16 protein-coding genes and 2 tRNA genes are annotated in these 16,972 nt (G+C 36.9%); 1 reads left to right on the forward strand and 17 read right to left on the reverse strand.

Going from position 1 to position 16,972, the window contains the following annotated elements; genetic code table 11:
* Positions 1–63: 63 nt before the first annotated feature.
* From QZ169_RS07250 to ychF, 13 genes are all read right to left on the reverse strand, one after another.
* Positions 64–549: a sigma-70 family RNA polymerase sigma factor gene (locus QZ169_RS07250; protein ID WP_268682486.1), complete on the reverse strand. Its 486-nt coding sequence runs from the start codon at positions 547–549 to the stop codon at positions 64–66.
* A 213-nt stretch (positions 550–762) separates the two neighbouring features.
* A tRNA-Asn gene (locus QZ169_RS07255) sits at positions 763–836 on the reverse strand.
* A gap of 5 nt (positions 837–841) precedes the next feature.
* Positions 842–913: transfer RNA gene (locus tag QZ169_RS07260), tRNA-Glu, on the reverse strand.
* A gap of 104 nt (positions 914–1,017) precedes the next feature.
* Positions 1,018–2,997 (reverse strand): ATP-dependent zinc metalloprotease FtsH, encoded by a 1,980-nt coding sequence (gene ftsH, locus QZ169_RS07265; protein ID WP_295505817.1) that lies wholly within the window; start codon positions 2,995–2,997, stop codon positions 1,018–1,020.
* 18 nt (positions 2,998–3,015) lie between these two features.
* The gene (gene hpt, locus QZ169_RS07270) at positions 3,016–3,558 is read right to left on the reverse strand and encodes a hypoxanthine phosphoribosyltransferase (RefSeq protein ID WP_295505865.1); all 543 of its coding nucleotides are present in this window, start codon (positions 3,556–3,558) and stop codon (positions 3,016–3,018) included.
* Positions 3,559–3,562: 4 nt separating this feature from the next.
* A complete protein-coding gene (gene tilS, locus QZ169_RS07275; protein ID WP_295505818.1) occupies positions 3,563–4,840 on the reverse strand; it encodes a tRNA lysidine(34) synthetase TilS in 1,278 nt (425 codons plus the stop codon).
* Positions 4,837–6,120: a serine hydrolase gene (locus QZ169_RS07280; RefSeq protein WP_295505820.1), complete on the reverse strand. Its 1,284-nt coding sequence runs from the start codon at positions 6,118–6,120 to the stop codon at positions 4,837–4,839. Before QZ169_RS07280 ends, tilS begins: the two co-directional genes overlap by 4 nt.
* Positions 6,113–6,241: an SP_0009 family protein gene (locus QZ169_RS07285; protein ID WP_268685128.1), complete on the reverse strand. Its 129-nt coding sequence runs from the start codon at positions 6,239–6,241 to the stop codon at positions 6,113–6,115. The genes QZ169_RS07280 and QZ169_RS07285 overlap by 8 nt, the downstream gene beginning before the upstream one ends.
* A 2-nt stretch (positions 6,242–6,243) precedes the next feature.
* A complete protein-coding gene (locus QZ169_RS07290) occupies positions 6,244–6,612 on the reverse strand; it encodes a septum formation initiator family protein (protein WP_295505825.1) in 369 nt (122 codons plus the stop codon).
* Positions 6,605–6,871: an RNA-binding S4 domain-containing protein gene (locus QZ169_RS07295; protein ID WP_002894302.1), complete on the reverse strand. Its 267-nt coding sequence runs from the start codon at positions 6,869–6,871 to the stop codon at positions 6,605–6,607. Before QZ169_RS07295 ends, QZ169_RS07290 begins: the two co-directional genes overlap by 8 nt.
* Before the next feature lie 90 nt (positions 6,872–6,961).
* Entirely contained in the window at positions 6,962–10,465 is a 3,504-nt protein-coding gene (gene mfd, locus QZ169_RS07300) for a transcription-repair coupling factor (protein ID WP_295505829.1), read from the reverse strand.
* On the reverse strand, positions 10,458–11,027 hold the full coding sequence (pth, locus tag QZ169_RS07305) for an aminoacyl-tRNA hydrolase (RefSeq protein WP_295505831.1): 570 nt from the start codon (positions 11,025–11,027) through the stop codon (positions 10,458–10,460). The genes mfd and pth overlap by 8 nt, the downstream gene beginning before the upstream one ends.
* A 73-nt stretch (positions 11,028–11,100) precedes the next feature.
* On the reverse strand, positions 11,101–12,216 hold the full coding sequence (gene ychF, locus QZ169_RS07310; protein WP_032907115.1) for a redox-regulated ATPase YchF: 1,116 nt from the start codon (positions 12,214–12,216) through the stop codon (positions 11,101–11,103).
* Positions 12,217–12,382: 166 nt separating this feature from the next.
* Between ychF and QZ169_RS07315 the strand changes: the two genes are divergently transcribed.
* Positions 12,383–12,874 carry a DUF1307 domain-containing protein gene (locus QZ169_RS07315; RefSeq protein WP_295505833.1) on the forward strand — a complete coding sequence of 164 codons (492 nt, stop codon included), beginning with the start codon at positions 12,383–12,385 and terminating at the stop codon, positions 12,872–12,874.
* Positions 12,875–13,001: 127 nt separating this feature from the next.
* Here QZ169_RS07315 and QZ169_RS07320 read toward each other — a convergent pair whose 3' ends face one another.
* From QZ169_RS07320 to QZ169_RS07335, 4 genes are all read right to left on the reverse strand, one after another.
* Positions 13,002–13,196 (reverse strand): DUF951 domain-containing protein, encoded by a 195-nt coding sequence (locus QZ169_RS07320; protein ID WP_002894296.1) that lies wholly within the window; start codon positions 13,194–13,196, stop codon positions 13,002–13,004.
* Between the two features lie 127 nt (positions 13,197–13,323).
* On the reverse strand, positions 13,324–14,460 hold the full coding sequence (dnaN, locus tag QZ169_RS07325) for a DNA polymerase III subunit beta (RefSeq protein WP_101772032.1): 1,137 nt from the start codon (positions 14,458–14,460) through the stop codon (positions 13,324–13,326).
* A 158-nt stretch (positions 14,461–14,618) separates the two neighbouring features.
* On the reverse strand, positions 14,619–15,971 hold the full coding sequence (dnaA, locus tag QZ169_RS07330) for a chromosomal replication initiator protein DnaA (protein ID WP_002899433.1): 1,353 nt from the start codon (positions 15,969–15,971) through the stop codon (positions 14,619–14,621).
* A gap of 213 nt (positions 15,972–16,184) precedes the next feature.
* A complete protein-coding gene (locus tag QZ169_RS07335) occupies positions 16,185–16,946 on the reverse strand; it encodes a ParB/RepB/Spo0J family partition protein (protein WP_002899431.1) in 762 nt (253 codons plus the stop codon).
* Between the last annotated feature and the right edge of the window lie 26 nt (positions 16,947–16,972).

Consider the following 16,972-nt stretch of genomic DNA (forward strand, 5'->3'; position numbering starts at 1 on the left):
ATAAAAAACTTGATGCTCGAACCTGTTCTAGTAAAACAGATTGAGATTCATCAAGTTTGTTCATTATAAAATCGTATTGTCTTGAAAATCTTTTAAGTGATTTTTCAAATCTTTGAGCATAGCTCTTCTTCCTTTAAAACGCTCATTGCTCATCAGTCTCTGATAATTATCCAATCCAACATCATCAAGAGTTCTTTTATAATTGTCAATCGCTTCTCTGAAGGCAACTAACTCATCTAGAAACAATTCTTTTGATTTTAGTCGATGACCAATCTCACTCACTTCTTCATAAAGCTGGCGGTCCAATTTGCGCTTTTGGCTTTCTTGTTTACGAATTTTATCATGTATATGATTCCTGAATTTTGTTTTGAAATATCGATAGAGTTTTTCCTCATCATTTTCAATTCCTTTTTCTTTAAGCAGAAGTTCGTATAAAACTAACATCCCTTCTTGCTCCCAATCGCTATGTTCCCACAAGTGTATATAGTAATCTTTCTTACACTTCCAAACTATCCATTTCACCTTCTCATAAGTAGCTTTAAAATCCATAGTTCCTCCTTAAAATTTACTTGGCTTAATTCTACTGTAAATAGAAAGTAAGGTGGGCTTTTTCTTCTAAAAAGCATCTTTTAGGAACTCTTCTGACTCGAATAACTATTTTTAAGTCATTTCAGGCACATATTTAGTCATTTGGGAGGATTGTGCGAAGTATGAAAGCAAGAAAAAAATCAAATGCTTACACATTTGATTTTTTAAACCTAGCTCCGCCAGTAGGACTCGAACCTACGACATCATGATTAACAGTCATGCGCTACTACCAACTGAGCTATGGCGGATTATATAGTCCGTACGGGATTCGAACCCGTGTTACCGCCGTGAAAAGGCGGTGTCTTAACCCCTTGACCAACGGACCATTCTTGTCTTTCTGCAGAACATATTCCATTATATCAGCTTTTCTTCCTTTGTCAATAATTATTTCAGAAAAAGAGAAAAAAGTTGGAGTTTCTCCAACTTCTTCTACTCGGAACTTTTTTCTTCCATTTTCGTTTTAATTTCATCATAAGAAAGCGCATGAGCTTCTTTGTCTAATTCAAGTTCAGACTCTTCTGGCATTTTGCCAGTTTCATACAATGATTTAATCTGATTGCTATCCAAAGTTTCATATTTAAGAAGCGCTTCAGCAATCAATTTATGAGTTTCGCGATGGGACTGGATAATCTCTGCAGCTTTGTTACGAGCTTCATTAAGAAGTTCTCTTACTTCTTCATCAATCTCATATGCAGTCTGTTCTGAAATTGATTTTTGAGGACTGGCTGCACCAAACATAGCATGATTGCCCTCGTATTGAACTGGACCAAGTTTTTCGCTCATTCCATATTCCGTTACCATACTGCGGGCCATCTGAGTTGCCTGTTCAAAGTCGTTAGAAGCACCCGTTGTCTGCACATTAAATATAATTTCTTCAGCCACACGACCACCCATAAGACCAGCTAATTGCTCTTTCATATCTTCTTTAGATAGAAGCATTTGGTCTTCCTTAGGCAGGGCAATCATATATCCGCCAGCGCGTCCACGAGGGACGATGGTTACTTTATGTACGACACGCGCATTTGACAATACCAAACCAACAATAGTATGTCCAGCTTCATGATAAGCAACCATTTGACGATCGCGTTCAGACACCATCTTATCTTTCTTAGAAGGTCCTGCGATTACCCGGTCTTCTGCTTCATCAATATCATCTGCATCAATGACTTTCTTGTTACGACGAGCAGCAACCAAAGCAGCTTCATTCAAGACATTTTCCAAATCAGCACCAACAAAACCTGGTGTCTGCTGAGCAACTAATTTCAAATCAACATTTTTAGCCAGCGGCTTATTCTTAGCATGAACACGAAGAATAGCTTCCCGACCTTTAACATCAGGACGGCCGACCAAGACTTTTCTGTCAAAACGGCCAGCACGCAGCAAGGCTGGGTCCAATACATCCGAACGGTTAGTAGCAGCAATGATAATGATTCCTTCATTGCCTTCAAAACCATCCATTTCAATCAAGAGCTGATTAAGGGTTTGCTCCCGCTCATCGTTACCACCGCCAAGTCCAACTCCACGCTGACGACCGACTGCATCGATTTCATCAATGAAGATAATGGCAGGGGCTGCTTTTTTCGCATCCTCAAACAAAGAACGGACACGGCTTGCTCCGACCCCAACAAACATTTCTACAAAATCAGAACCTGAGATACTGAAGAAAGGAACTCCAGCTTCCCCAGCAACTGCCTTAGCAAGCAAGGTTTTACCAGTTCCTGGAGGGCCCTCCAGAAGGACACCGGCAGGAATACGAGCACCTAACTTGGTGTAGCGTTTCCGATCTTTCAAAAACTCAACAACTTCTACTAGCTCTTGTTTTTCTTCTTCGGCACCAGCTACATCTGAGAAACGAACCTTAATATCTTCTTTGTTAGCAGCACGCGCTTTATTGCGGCCAAAATTCATGGCACCGCGGGCACCACCGCCGCCACCTTGATTCATCATGGACATAAAGAAGAAGATGACAATCACAAAAGGAACGATGGAAGTGAGGATTGTAATCCACATTCCGCTTGAACTTTCACGCTTTATGCTGATTTCAGTGTTATGCTCAGAGGCTAATTTTTGTAAATCAGAAATTGTAATATCTGACGGTAAAAGAATACTTGTGAATTTTTCTACTTTAGAAATGTTTGGAGTGAAAAATAAAATCCCTGTATCTTCTTTCGATTCCTGAGGTGTTTTGTAAGTACCTGAAATCTCAACGACGCTGCCATTTGGCTGGTAGCTCATCTCTGTGACATTATTTTCCTTAATTTCCTTCACTAATTCTGTGTAATTGATTTGCTGACTGCGACCTCCAGTATCTCCTGAGAAGAAATACTGAAACCCTGTCACTAGGACAACAATAATCAGAATATAGAGAAATGGATTTTTTATAAAACCATTGTTTTGCTTATTTTTCATCTATTAATAGTAAACCTTTTATTTTGTATAAACTTCTTCTTTTAAAATACCAATATATGGAATATTACGATAGTTTTCATTGTAATCTAATCCATATCCAACAACAAATTCATTTGGAATTGTGAAACATGTATAATCTGCATCGATTTCAACAATACGGCCTTCTGGTTTATCCAAAAGTGTAGCAATTTTCACTGATGCAGCATTTCTTTCCTTAAACAAATTGCACAGATTTTTCAAAGTCTGACCAGTATCAATAATATCCTCAACAAATAGGATATCACGTCCTGTGATGTCTTGATCAATGTCTTTAATAACATTAATGACACCTGAGCTGGCAGTACCACCATGGTAGCTGGAGACCAACATAAAATCAAGCTCAATATGTGTGTCAATATGCTTGATTAGCTCAGCCATAAAAGGTACGGAACCTTTTAAGATTCCAACAAAAATTGGATTCTTACCTTGGTAGTCTTTGGTTAATTGCTGACCAAGCTTTTTTGCAGCATCCACGATTTCTTCATGGGAAATCAATATTTTTTTGATATCTTGTTCTAGCATAATTTTACCCATCTATTTTCTGAATATAAAGTACAGTACTCATTATATCACTTTTTAATGCCTTACTCAAATCACTGATAGCAATATTTAAGATTGCTAAAATTTGATGATTTTGTTCCACTATTACAGATGAATTCCGTTCTTCAAAGGAAACCTTCTTATCAATAAAAAGACGACGAAGTTTCTTGTGATGATCATTCAGCAAAATACTGTCTCCCTCTTTTCGGAAGCGGAGTGTCAGCGAAGTTTCACGCGAAACAAAAATTTTCTGGATATTTTTACCACTCAAAGGAATCCCGAATGAAAATCGATAATGCCCAAACTCAATCAGATTCTCAAATTCTAACAAAATTGAATCCATTTTTAAATCGGGCTTACGACTGATTTTTTTAATTTCAAAACACTGGTAATCTTTAACAAGCTCATAGTCTTTTTTCAAAGTGTGCTGATAATTGGCCTTAGTCCTCAGGATGTTTAAAACTTCCTCAAACTGCTGCTTGCTCAGATTCAGACCAGGAAAGTTTTCGAGATAGTTCTGCAATAGAAAACGTTGAACCTGAGGGATTTGCTGATGAAAAACTTGGACATTTTCTATATCTAAATCTCTGGTCAAGTAAGACAAAGCGGTCTGCCAATCTTCGATTTCCTTTCCCAGATACCGCAAAGAATCCTTAAATTGTGGATTTTCTTTTTCTAGATCCGGCAGATAAAGATTGCGAATTCGATTTCTGAGATAGTCATTTTGAAAATTACTGCTATCTTCAAAATGCTGAATATCTGGAAAGTCTGACTTATGAAAAGTAAGTAAAGGACGAATCAGCTCCCCGCAAGCAAAAGACTGGACAGCTTTCATGCCGGACAGATGACGAAGTCTAGCTCCACGCAGCAGCCGCATAAAAATAGTCTCAGCTTGGTCATCTGCGTGGTGGGCAGTTACCAAAGCTGTATAGTGACCCTCCTGCATCACTTTCCCGAAAAAATCATAACGAAACTGCCGAGCAGCATTTTCTGAAAAATTACCAGAAAAACTTGATGTAAAAATCTTTACACCAAGCTGTTCCGCAATCTTTACTAATGCCTTTTCTTCTTGATCTGATTCTGGCCGCTGTTTGTGATTGACATGAGCAATCGCAAGATCGATAGCCAGTTCTTTTTGAGAATCAATCAACAACTGCAGCAGCGTCATAGAATCCAGTCCACCTGATACAGCAACCAAAATTTTTTGATGGTCTTGGAAATACTTTTTCTTCTGCATTTTTTTAAGAAATTCTTGCTTAATCATTTCAGGACTCCATAGACATCGTCTGCTATCTGGGAAATGGTATCATAGTTTGAATTATTAGTAAAAATGACAATGATAAAAGGAGAATCTGTATAGACAATCGCAGCATCATGCTTGAAATCATAGGCGTCGCCAATTTTATGAGCTACTTTAGCATCAATATTTTTAGAAATCCGCTGATTATCATAATTTGTCTGAGACAAGGCATCGATAATCATGCCATTTTGCTCATAGATAGCTTCTAAAACATTTCCAGCCATACGTGAAGATGCTTGTCTTTCTTCCACATCCCACTTCTTTCCAGCTATTTTGTTGATTGTCTGCTGAAAATTTTTATCAGATTGATTGGTCGCATAATAGCCTAAAATATTGTGGGCAACATTATCTGATTCTTTGGCCACTCGATTTATCAAATCCAGAACTGAATATTCCTTGTCATCAGCTGACTTCGCAATGCTGCCACTTCCTTCTGGTTCGTAAGCACCAGCAAAATCATTAACTGCTCCAATATACTTGAACTTCTGATCTAAGGAAAGTTTTTTCTGATCCAGCTGTTCCTGCACATAGTAAAGATAAGGCAGTTTTGTCACACTGGCCGAATACATCTCTTGATCTTGATTGATACCTGCTTCTTTGCCTGTGTCCAGCTGTTTGACATAGATAGAATAGTCCGCCTTGTTATACTTACTGCTCAAAATTTCTTGAACTTTGTCCATTCGATTATCAGTCTCATCCAGAAATTCCATAGAAACCCAGCCCTGTCCTTCAATCTGGGCATAAGTTCCTTTGACTGTCTGGACAATTTGAATAATGTTTACTTTTGTATATGGAGCTACCGTTGTATTAATTTTTTTAGCTCCGTTGATATTGGCTTTATCATAAAGAGTAAAGCCGGGTTTCAACCACATTTCTTGATGGATATCTTGAATTGACTGGACAGTATCTTCGTAAATTGTGTTTTTGTCCGCTATCACAAACTGCCCATTTTTCAGCTTGAAAATCGGGACTCCTTCTTCATTTACATAAAATCCAGTTATCTGGATAGGCTGGTCTGGAACTAGCTTTCCAGCAGTCTTACTCAGAGTAGAATCTGTAAATGTAGGAATTTCTTCATAAACATTAGGATTTGTCGGGATGCTTTCATAATAGCGTCCATACGCAGTGATTGTAAAATGATATTTTTCTTCCTCGTCTAATACGAAATCTTTTTCAGTACTAATAACTGTGATACTGCTAAATAAAGCTGGCAGCAAAAATATCAGTAACAAAAGCTTACGCATGTTTTCCCCTTTCCTCTTGATTTTCTTGAAGTTTCAAAGCTTGATTTTTTTCAGCCAGTTCTTCCAATTTCTCATCTGAAAAGGTCAAGAACTGCTCAATTGTTTTTAGTAAATCTTCCATAACTACTGCGGTAATAAATCTGGGATAGTATAAATGTACTCACCCTCTTTTGAAAAAGAGTATTTAGCGCGTGCATACTTAGCAGCATAGCTGTCATCTTTTAACTTTGTTGCTATATCAGATTGATAGACCTTTTCTTCGCTGAGTGTCTGATATTTCTCCTGGAGTTTAGAATATTGTTCACGACGCTGCAGCAAGGTTTGATAACTCTGGTATAAATTATAGGTAGGTAGAATAAATAATAGAATCACCAAAATCAGAACCCAGCCCATAAAACGGTTGCGTTTTCGCCGTTCCTGTTCCACATATCTGCGGCGTTGATTTTCATCTTGAATAAAACGATTATTAAGTTGGACGATATTTTTAGGCATCTTCTTCTATCCTTGTTTCACTGACGATTTCGTACATTTTAGCTGCATCTTCTTTTTTAGTACTGTCTTTCATCTCCAGAACCTTTACAGTCAAGAGTTTATTACCAAAGCGTACTTCAACCAAGTCATCTACTTTCAAATCTGTTGAGCTCTTGGCCAAGATACCATTCACCTTTATCCGGCCCTTGTCAGCTACTTCTTTAGCCACTGGACGTCGCTTGATAATCCGTGACACTTTCAAATATTTATCTAATCTCATCCTATTACCTCATTTTCTCTTAATTTATTATTCTACCATTTTTTGAGAAAAATAGAGCTTAAAAAGCCAAACTTCACTGAATTGTAACCTTTATTCTACCTTGCGCTGTTTAATTTCCAGCATCTTTTCTCCAAAATTAACCAGACCTTCTAAAATCTCATAATCTTTTTTGTTCCTCACATCAAAAATCACTTCAATCAAGCCATTTTTTTCTCCAATTCGAGCCTTTAAATTCGTCATCGAAAGTGCTTCAAAATAGTCCTGCGTCAGATAAAGCTGCTGCGAAATTTTCTCAAAATGAATAATTACTGAATTCTGCTGGCGTTCCACTGACTTTACAAATGCCTGATCTAAATAAGACTTAGCAAGTCCAATCTCCAACAGATAGGCTACAACATCAGGATACTCCCCAAAGCGATCAATCAATTCATCCTGTAGATTTTCATAGTTTACACGGCTGTCAATCTCACGAATTCTCTTGTAAATTTCAATTTTCTGTCTTTCATCAGAAATATAGTCACTAGGCAGATAGGCATCAATCTGCAGATTAAGTTCTGCATTGCTTTTTTGACGCTTGTTTTCTCTGCCCTGCTTTTTAGCAATAGCTTCTTCTAGAAGCTGTGAGTACATCTCAAAACCAACAGAATCAATAAAGCCAGATTGCATACTTCCTAGGATATTGCCAGCACCCCGAATAGACAAATCTCGCATGGCAATCTTAAATCCAGAACCTAACTCTGTAAATCCCTTAATAGCCTCTAGACGCTTTTCAGAAACTTCTGTTAAGATTTTATCTGGTCTGTACATCAGATAAGCGTAGGCAATCCGATTGCTGCGGCCAACTCGTCCACGAAGTTGATACAAGGTTGACAGCCCCATATGGTCAGCATTTTCTACAAACAAAGTATTGGCATTTGGGATATCAACTCCAGTTTCAATAATGGTAGTGGTCACCAAAATATCATATTCTCCATTGATGAAATCCAGTAAAGTATTTTCTAAACGAATCTCACTCATTTGGCCATGAACATAGCCTATAGAAGCTTCTGGAATTAACTCTCTTAACTCTGCAACTTTCTGCTCGATTGTGTCAACCTTGTTGTAAAGGTAGTAAACCTGTCCACCTCGGTCTATTTCACGTAAGACAGCTTCTCGAATCACTGTAGGATTGCTTTCTAAAACATAGGTCTGAACAGGATAGCGATTGGTTGGCGGAGTCTCAATGACTGACAAATCGCGAATCCCTAGCATAGACATATGAAGAGTTCGAGGAATAGGAGTTGCTGTCAAGGTTAGGACATCAACTTTCTTTTTCAATTCCTTTAATGTTTCCTTGTGCTTAACTCCAAAACGCTGCTCTTCATCAATGATGATTAAACCTAAATCTGCAAATTCTACATCTTTGGATAAGAGCCGGTGGGTACCAATAATAATGTCAACTTGTCCTTTCTGCAACTTCTCCAGAGTCTGTTTTTGTTCTGCCTTACTCCTGAAACGGCTGAGCACCTCGACATTGACCGCAAAATCATTAAAGCGTTCTTTAAAGTTAGTATAGTGTTGCTGGGCTAAAACCGTTGTTGGCACTAATACAGCTACTTGTTTATGATTATTGACAGCCTTAAAAGCAGCCCGCATAGCTACTTCTGTTTTCCCAAAGCCGACATCACCAACTAAGAGCCGGTCCATCGGACGACTGCTTTCCATATCCTTCTTCACTTCCTGAATACTTCTTAGTTGGTCCTCTGTTTCAACATAAGGAAAATCATTATCAAATTCCTCTTGATTGGAATCATCCGCTGAGAAAGCAAAACCTTTTAGCTGGCTGCGTTCAGCATATAGTTTAATCAAATCATCCGCAATATCCTGAACCTGATGCTGAACTTTTTGCTTACTCTTCTGGAAACGACCGTCATTTAGCTTATTTACCTTAGGTGTTTTTCCATCGCTGGCAACATACTTTGATAGGAGATCAATCTGGTCAACTGGAATCGAAATACGATCAGAATTTTGATATTGAATCGTCAGATAATCACGGTGGACACCAGAGATTTCAATCGTTTCAATCCCCAGATAACGTCCTATCCCATGAATATTATGGACAACATAATCCCCTTTTTCTAGCTCATTATAATCTTTCAGTCGTTCGGCATTTGAGATATTCTGTCGCTGGATTTTTCGTTTTATTTTCTTGTGAATAATTTCGTACTCTGTAATAAGAACAATTTTCTCATCTACGAAATTAAAACCCTGAACAAGATCTCCTTCTATAAGCTGAACTGCATTTTTGTGAATCTCAGCCTCTTTTATATAGTCTAAATGAATATCATATTCCTGTAAATTTTTATGTAAACTTTGTAAACCTGCCGAAGAATTTGCTTGTAAGATTATTGTATAGCCAGATTTTTTATAGCGATTAATTTCTTCTTTGAGCAAGGGAAACTGACTGAAAAATTCTTGCATTGGGTATTGATTGAATTGATACAAAGCATCAAATTTCAAATTTCCCAAACCTTTTTGAAAGCTTGAAAAGAAGGTTGCTGGTTTATATTGACGATAATCTTGGTACTTATCTGCAAAATATTTTTGACTTGACAAAGCTTTACATTCTTGTAAATCATCTGTCAATAAGTTAGCTGTTTCCAGTTCAAATTGAGCATGCCGATCCACAATTTTTTGAAAATCATCAAAAAATACAGGACTATGAACAGGCAAATAGTCTAAAATAGTCCATTCTTTCTGATAAAAATAAGAAAGGAATTTACGAATATCTGCATGATGAAACTCCTCTTTAGAACTGATTAGTAACTCTTCTAAGTAAGATTTCAAAGCAGGATCAACAACTTTTTCTAAAATTGCTTCCAGATTTTCTCGTCCTCGAGCATAATCTTTCTCAGAAAGTAGGATATCAGAAGCAGGTTTAATCAAAATACTTTCTATATTCTCGATTGAAGTTTGATTTTCTGGATTGAAAATCCGAATACCATCAATTTCATCTCCAAAAAACTCCAGTCGATAGGGAGAGTCTGCTGAGCGCTCAAAAATGTCTAAGATATCTCCTCTTAGACTATATTCTCCCTGACTTAAAACTTGAGATACCTTCTTGTATCCTGATCTTGACAACATTTTTACAAGATTATTTAAGTCATATTCTTGTCCAACTGTCAAATTTATGTTGGTATATTTAAAATCAATAGGATCAGGCAAGAGTAATTTACTAGCCGCAACATTAGTAACTAGAATTCCAGACTTTTGATGGTCTATTAAAAAGTTCAGAGCATCTAATCTAGAAAATATTTTTTCCTGTGAGGCAAAAACAAATTCTGCTATAGGAGTATCATCTGCTAAGAAAGTATAGACCTTGTCTTCTTCCAACAAAGAAATCAAATCACTAGCCAAACGATCTGCTTCATTTTGACTAGAAGTCAGCACAAGGATTTTATCAGCTTCTTCTAATCCAGCCGCTATAGTGATTGCTTTTGTTGATGCAGACAGTCCCATTATCAACTGTCTACTGCTTTTATGGAGATTTTTCTTCCAATCTGAAATTTGCTGGTTTTGACAAAATAAGTCAATCAGGTTCATTTTATTATCCATTGTATTTCTGCATTGTTTGTTCAAAATTGCCTGACTGTAAATAATAATTTACAGCATTGTCAACTTTATCAAGAGTATTCAAAATTGTTATATAAGCATCTTTATCAAATTTTCCTAAAACATGGTGAACCACTGTCATGCCTTCTTTTGGACGGCCAATACCTATCTTTATCCGTTTAAACTCTTGACTTCCAATATGTTTGATAATAGATTTAATGCCGTTATGGCCGCCAGCTGAACCCTTGCTGCGCAAACGAATCTTACCAACTTCCATATCCAAATCATCATAGATGACCAATAAATCCTCTATATCTAAACCATAGTATGCCAGTAAAGCTTGAACAGCCTTTCCGCTCTCATTCATAAATGTAGTTGGTTTGACAAAATAGACTTTTTCACCATTTAGAAAAGTAGAGGCAATATCTGCTTGAAAGATTTTATCAGTTGTAAATTTCAAATCAAAATCTTTACAAATCTTGTCAACTAGCATAAAACCAACATTATGTTTGGTTTCAATATATTTTTCTCCTGGATTTCCCAGACCGACTATTAACTTTACCATTTTTCTCCTTTATAAAAGCCAAAAGGGTTGGAAAAAAATTTCCAACCTATAATTTTTAGACTTTACAAATACTTTACACATTAAATCTAAATTCCATAATATCGCCATCTTGAACGATATATTCTTTTCCTTCTTCACGCAAACGTCCAGCTTCTTTAACTGCTTTTTCGCTGCCATAGTGCACTAAGTCATCATAAGACATAGTCACTGCTCGAATAAAGCCTTTTTCAAAGTCTGAGTGAATAATACCAGCCGCTTGCGGAGCTTTCATTCCACGCTTAAAGGTCCAGGCACGCACTTCTTTTTCACCAGCTGTAAAGTAGGTTCCAAGTCCCAACAGATGATAAGCTGCTCTGGTCAGTTTATCCACACCTGATTCTGTCAAGCCGATAGCTTCCAGAAATTCTGACTTATCTTCATCGTCCAATTCAGAAATCTCTTCCTCTGCACGCGCGGAAATGACAACAACTTCAGCATTTTCTGTTGCTGCAAATTCACGAATCTGCTTCACATAGTCAATATTATCTGGATCAGCTACCTCATCCTCACTGACATTGGCCACATAGAGAACTGGCTTGGTCGTCAACAGAAAGAGCCCTTTAACAATTTTCTGCTCTTCTTCTGTGAATTCAATTGTCCGAGCTGACAGACCATCTTCAAGAACAGGCTTGATTTTCTGCAAAACATTAAATTCTGCTACTGAATCCTTATCTTTTTGGGTACGAGCCATCTTCTCCACACGCGCATAGCGTTTGTTGATACTTTCTAAATCTGCCAAAATCAATTCCAGATTAATGGTCTCAATATCGGCCATTGGATCTACAAATTCAGACTCACGGCCCTGTTCCCGCATGACATTTTCATCATCAAAGGCACGCACTACATGGACGATGGCATCTACTTCGCGGATATTGGCCAAGAATTTATTTCCCAGTCCTTCGCCTTTTGAAGCACCTTTCACAATACCAGCAATATCAGTAAATTCGAAGGTGGTCGGAACTTTCTTCTGTGGTTTGATGAGTTCTGTTAATTTATCCAAACGTGCATCCGGAACTTCTACCCGACCGACATTTGGATCAATGGTCGCAAAAGGGTAATTAGCTGCTTCTGCACCTGCTTTTGTAATTGCATTAAATAAAGTTGACTTACCAACATTGGGTAAACCAACGATTCCTGCTGTCAAAGCCATTCTTATCTTCTCCATTCATCTTTTCAATCCAAACCATTATACCATAAATCCTTATCCTAAACAGCGGATTTGAGTTATTTTTTCTAGCTTTCTTTACAGAAATGTAAAATAAATTGAAGAAAAAAATGGTATAATATAGCTAATATTCTTATTAAAGGAGTCCCTAATGAAAAAGAATACTTTCAAAACACTTTTTCTTTCCTTCCTTGCGGTTTCCGCTTTGTTTGTTTTAGCTGCCTGTAGCAGTCCTAAAAAAGCTTATTTCCAGCTGATTGACCAAAATACTAAACAAGATAGCCGCATCACTGTTGAATACAAAGGTGATGAGCTTCTTATAAACGAAACAAACAACACCTTCTACTATAAACCAGTTGGCTTGACAAAAGACACTGCTAAAGAGCAGACAGAAGCCTATGCTAAATCTATTGAGGGTATCAAAGGATTAACTCATAAAATTGAGTACAAAGATGATTATTTAACTGAAAAACTGACAATCGATTTCAGCAAAGCTGATATTGAAGAACTACAAAGTAAACAGCTTCTTCAAACATCTGGTAATCAAAAAGCAGATTATATCAGTTACAAAGAAACTGCTAAATTACTCGAAAAATCAGGTTATAAAGAAGTTAAAGATGGTAAATTTGAAAATCTTAAATAAAAGCAAAATGGATAGGACTTAAAAAGTCCTATCCATTTTTGATTGAAAAATAAGAAAATCAAATCTAAATCTAATCTTCAGCAATGCAAATTAGTTTTCCACAATAGCATTTACGATGAGTTTTCGTCTAATCAATTATTTTCTTCATTTTTCTTTCAAAATCGTGACGACTCATCATTACAAGATGTTCACAATTGGTGCAACGAATTTTGATATCTGCACCAACCCTTGTGATTTCCCAGCGATTCGCCTTTTTCCCAGTCGCTTTAATGGTGCAGGCATGTGGCTTTTTCATTTCTACAAAATGACCAATTTCATACATTTTCTTTCTCCTTTCAAGGAACTATCATAGTCCAGGAAGAAATATTAAGCATCTATCATACTTTGTAAATGAAAAGAGCTTAGGACCAAGAATTAAAAATCTGTAACTTGGCCCACTGCTTTTCATCTTAATTAGTTCTGACAGGTGTAATCAGCTGAATAAAGTTTTCTTTGTCTTCACTCGGTACCAAGGTGAAAGGACGAACGGATGAGATAAAACTAATCGTTACTTTTTCACTGTCAATAGCCTTCAAAGCATCAATCAAATAAGTTGGATTAAAGCTAATAGTCAAATCTTCGCCAGTTACACTTTCTGTATCAATTTCTTCGTTAACACGGCCAACCTCTGGTGAATTTACATGGGCACTGACAATACCGCCTGCAATCTCCAGTTTAACTGTTCCATTCTGTGTAGCATTAGACAAGAGACGAGCGCGTTCCATAGCTGCACGTAAATCAGAAGTATTGAAAGTAAGGACACTCGTAAATTCAGTCGGAATCAAACGATCTGTATCTGGATAATTTCCTTCTAATAGGCGGGTATAGAAGCTAATATTTTCGCTTCTGAAAAGAATTTGATTGTTAGCAAAGAAAACCTCTACCGTTTCAATTTCATCGGTAAAAACAGCTGTAAATTCCCGTAAAGAGCGACTTGGAATAACTACGTCGAAATTATCTCCGTTTTTCTCCAGAGTAATTTTCTTTTGACTCATTCTGTGGGAGTCTGTCGCAACTGTTTTCAAAGAACGGTTATCTGTCAAAACAAAGTGAACACCAGTTAAAATTGGACGGCTTTCCTGAACGCTGGCTGCGAAAGCTGTTTCGTTAATGACATCTTTAAGAATTTTTGTTTCAAGAACCAAGGGATTGCTGGCAGAAATTTCCTGGATTCGTGGATACTGGTCAGCGTCTTTTCCTTTCAGGGTAATCTCTGATTTGCCGCTAGTCAAAACGATTTGTTTTTGTTCAATTTCTTTAAAATCCAAAATAATATCTGGCAGACTGGAAACAACATTGATAAAGAAAGTCGCTTCTAATAAAATTGAACCTGTTGAGTTGACAAGCAAGCCTGCATTTTCATTTTGAGTAGAAATAAAGTTTTCAATCGACACTTGGCCATTCGAGCCAATTAAAGTGATTCCTTCTTTGGTAACATCAATTTTCACAGTAGAAAGAATAGGAATTGCATTTTTATGGCTGATAGCCCTTTTAGTAGTATTTAACGCTTGTAAGAAGAGATTTTTATTAATAGAAAAATGAATCATAGGATCTCCTTTTTATTTATTTATGATTATAAGATTAATAGTAATAGTAGTTTGTGTGAATTATGTGGAAAAATAGCTTAGTCCTTATTCTAACAAGTTTTGAGACTTGTTCACAAAGTGTGGATAAGTTTTGAAAAAATTCTGTAGTTTTCCACACGCTATTTAATTTTATTTTTGATGCTTTCAATTTCTAAACGTAAATTGTCGTCTGATTCAATCATGGTTTTGATTTTTCCATGTGCATGGATAACAGTCGTATGATCTTTGCCGCCAAATTCACGACCAATTTTAGGCAGACTGTTGTCAGTCAGCTCACGAGTCAGATACATAGCTACCTGTCTAGCTAAAACGATATTTTGTACTCGACGGCTGCCTTTCATCTCTTTGACACTAACACCATAGAATTTCCCAACTTCAGACTGAATCTTATCAATCGGGATAACTGTCACCTGGCTTGAATCCTGCTTACGAGCTCGAATAGCTTCCGCAGCGATATCAATAGTAATTTCTTTCAGATGACGAACTCTAGCGATGAGACTGATGTCATTCAAAGCACCTTCTAAGTCGCGGACATTAGAGTCGAACTGTCCTGCAAGATATTCTAAGGTATCATTCGGGAAAATATAATCCAAATCTTCTATTTTGTTTCGCAGAATTGCAATTCGTGTTTCAAAATCTGGCGGTGTAATATTCTGAGTTAATCCCCATTTGAAACGTGTCACTAAGCGTTCTTCCAAATTGTCCAGATGATCAGGACTGCGGTCGCTGGTTAAAACAATCTGTTTATTTTCACCATGAAGAGCATTGAAAGTGTTGAAAAATTCTTCCTGAGTTGAAACTTTTTTTCCTCCCAAAGATTGAATGTCATCAATCAGCAGAAGATCCAGACTACGATAGATTTTTTTAAAGCTATCCATCTCTCCCAATCTTAAATGTTCGAGGAAGTCGTTAATAAAGGTTTCAGCCGGTATATACTTAACACGCGCATCTGGAATATTTTCTAAAATCTGATTGCCAATAGCATTTAATAAATGAGTTTTGCCCAAGCCAGGACCTCCATAGATAAAAAGAGGATTATAGGTTGTGGCTAGATTCTCAGATACCGCCAAGGCAGCGGCTTTAGCCCAGATATTTCCGTCTCCCTGAACAAAATTGTCAAAGGTATATTTTGACTTTAAGCCAGTATCAATAGGTGGCAAGCTTGGCTGAACAGTGCTGATTTGAGGACTGGTTACTGCAGATTTCGGTGTGTCAATTTTAGTTTCTTCTTCAAAAATATACTTTCCAGCAATCTGATCATTAAAAATCTCAAATCCTGCAGTAAGAATAACTCCTACTAAGTTTTGCTCCCAAAATAGTTGTTTCACCGGACTATCCAGGAAAATAATAGCTTGTTTTTCTTCAACTTTGACAAGCTTAGCTTCAGCAACAAAGAAATCATAAGTTGTCTGTTTTAGCTGAGCATGAGCTAATTCTAAAATACGATTCCAAAAGTCCTGTTCTTTGGTCATAACTTCCCTCCTTTTCTATAAATTTCTGATTCATACGCATCTTATTTTATCATAAAGGTTCAAAGTTTTCCACAAGAACTGGAAAAGAATTCACATTGTTAGCTGAAGTTATCCACAGAATGTGAATAAAGCTAAAATTTCTTATTTTAATAGGCTTCCTAATTGATTTTACAGTGGATAATCTTGTTACTTTTAAAAAAGAAAATAACAGTTTTATTTAAAACTGTTTATAATTCTTTGATATTCTTCTTCGCTTTCAAAAGGAATAATCAGCTTTCCTTTACTCTGGCTTTTTAACTGAATAGAAACTTCCAGACCGAGAATTTTTTTAATTTTTTCCTCTTCAGATTTAGCAAACAGTTCTTTATTAGATTTCTTTTTGATGCTCTTTTTTTTCTGGAGAAGCTTTTCAACTGCTCGAACCGATAAATCTTCTCGACAGATCTTTTCCAGCCATAGTAACTGTTCCTCTTCTTTCAAGGGAACCAGTAGGCGAGCATGTCCTTGAGAAATCTCTTCTTCCTTGATAGCTTGGCGAACTTCTTTAGACAGCTGTAAAAGTCTGACAATATTGCTGATATAGGGTCTAGATTTTCCCATGATTTTAGCAATTTCATCATGTGTCAAGCCTTTGTCAATCAAATTTTGATAAGACTCAGCCTCTTCTATAGGATTCAAGTCTTCTCTTTGAAGATTTTCGATAATGGCCTGTTTCAGCATTTCATCATCAGATAATTCTTTGACGACAGCTGGAATCGTTTCTAGGCCAAGAAAAGAGGTAGCTCTAAATCTCCGTTCTCCTGCTAAAATTTCATAACCAAAAAGTGAAGATTTCCGAAGAATGATTGGCTGAATGAGACCATTTTCTTTGATTGATGCCGCTAATTCTTCAATCTTTTTTTGCGAGAACTCTTTACGAGGCTGATAAGGATTGGTTCGAATGTCTTTAAGTGCAATATATTGAAAGTTTTCCATTTGTATATAGAATAACACACCTTTAC

Source organism: uncultured Streptococcus sp. (genome assembly GCF_905372115.1).
Taxonomy (GTDB): Bacteria; Bacillota; Bacilli; order Lactobacillales; family Streptococcaceae; genus Streptococcus.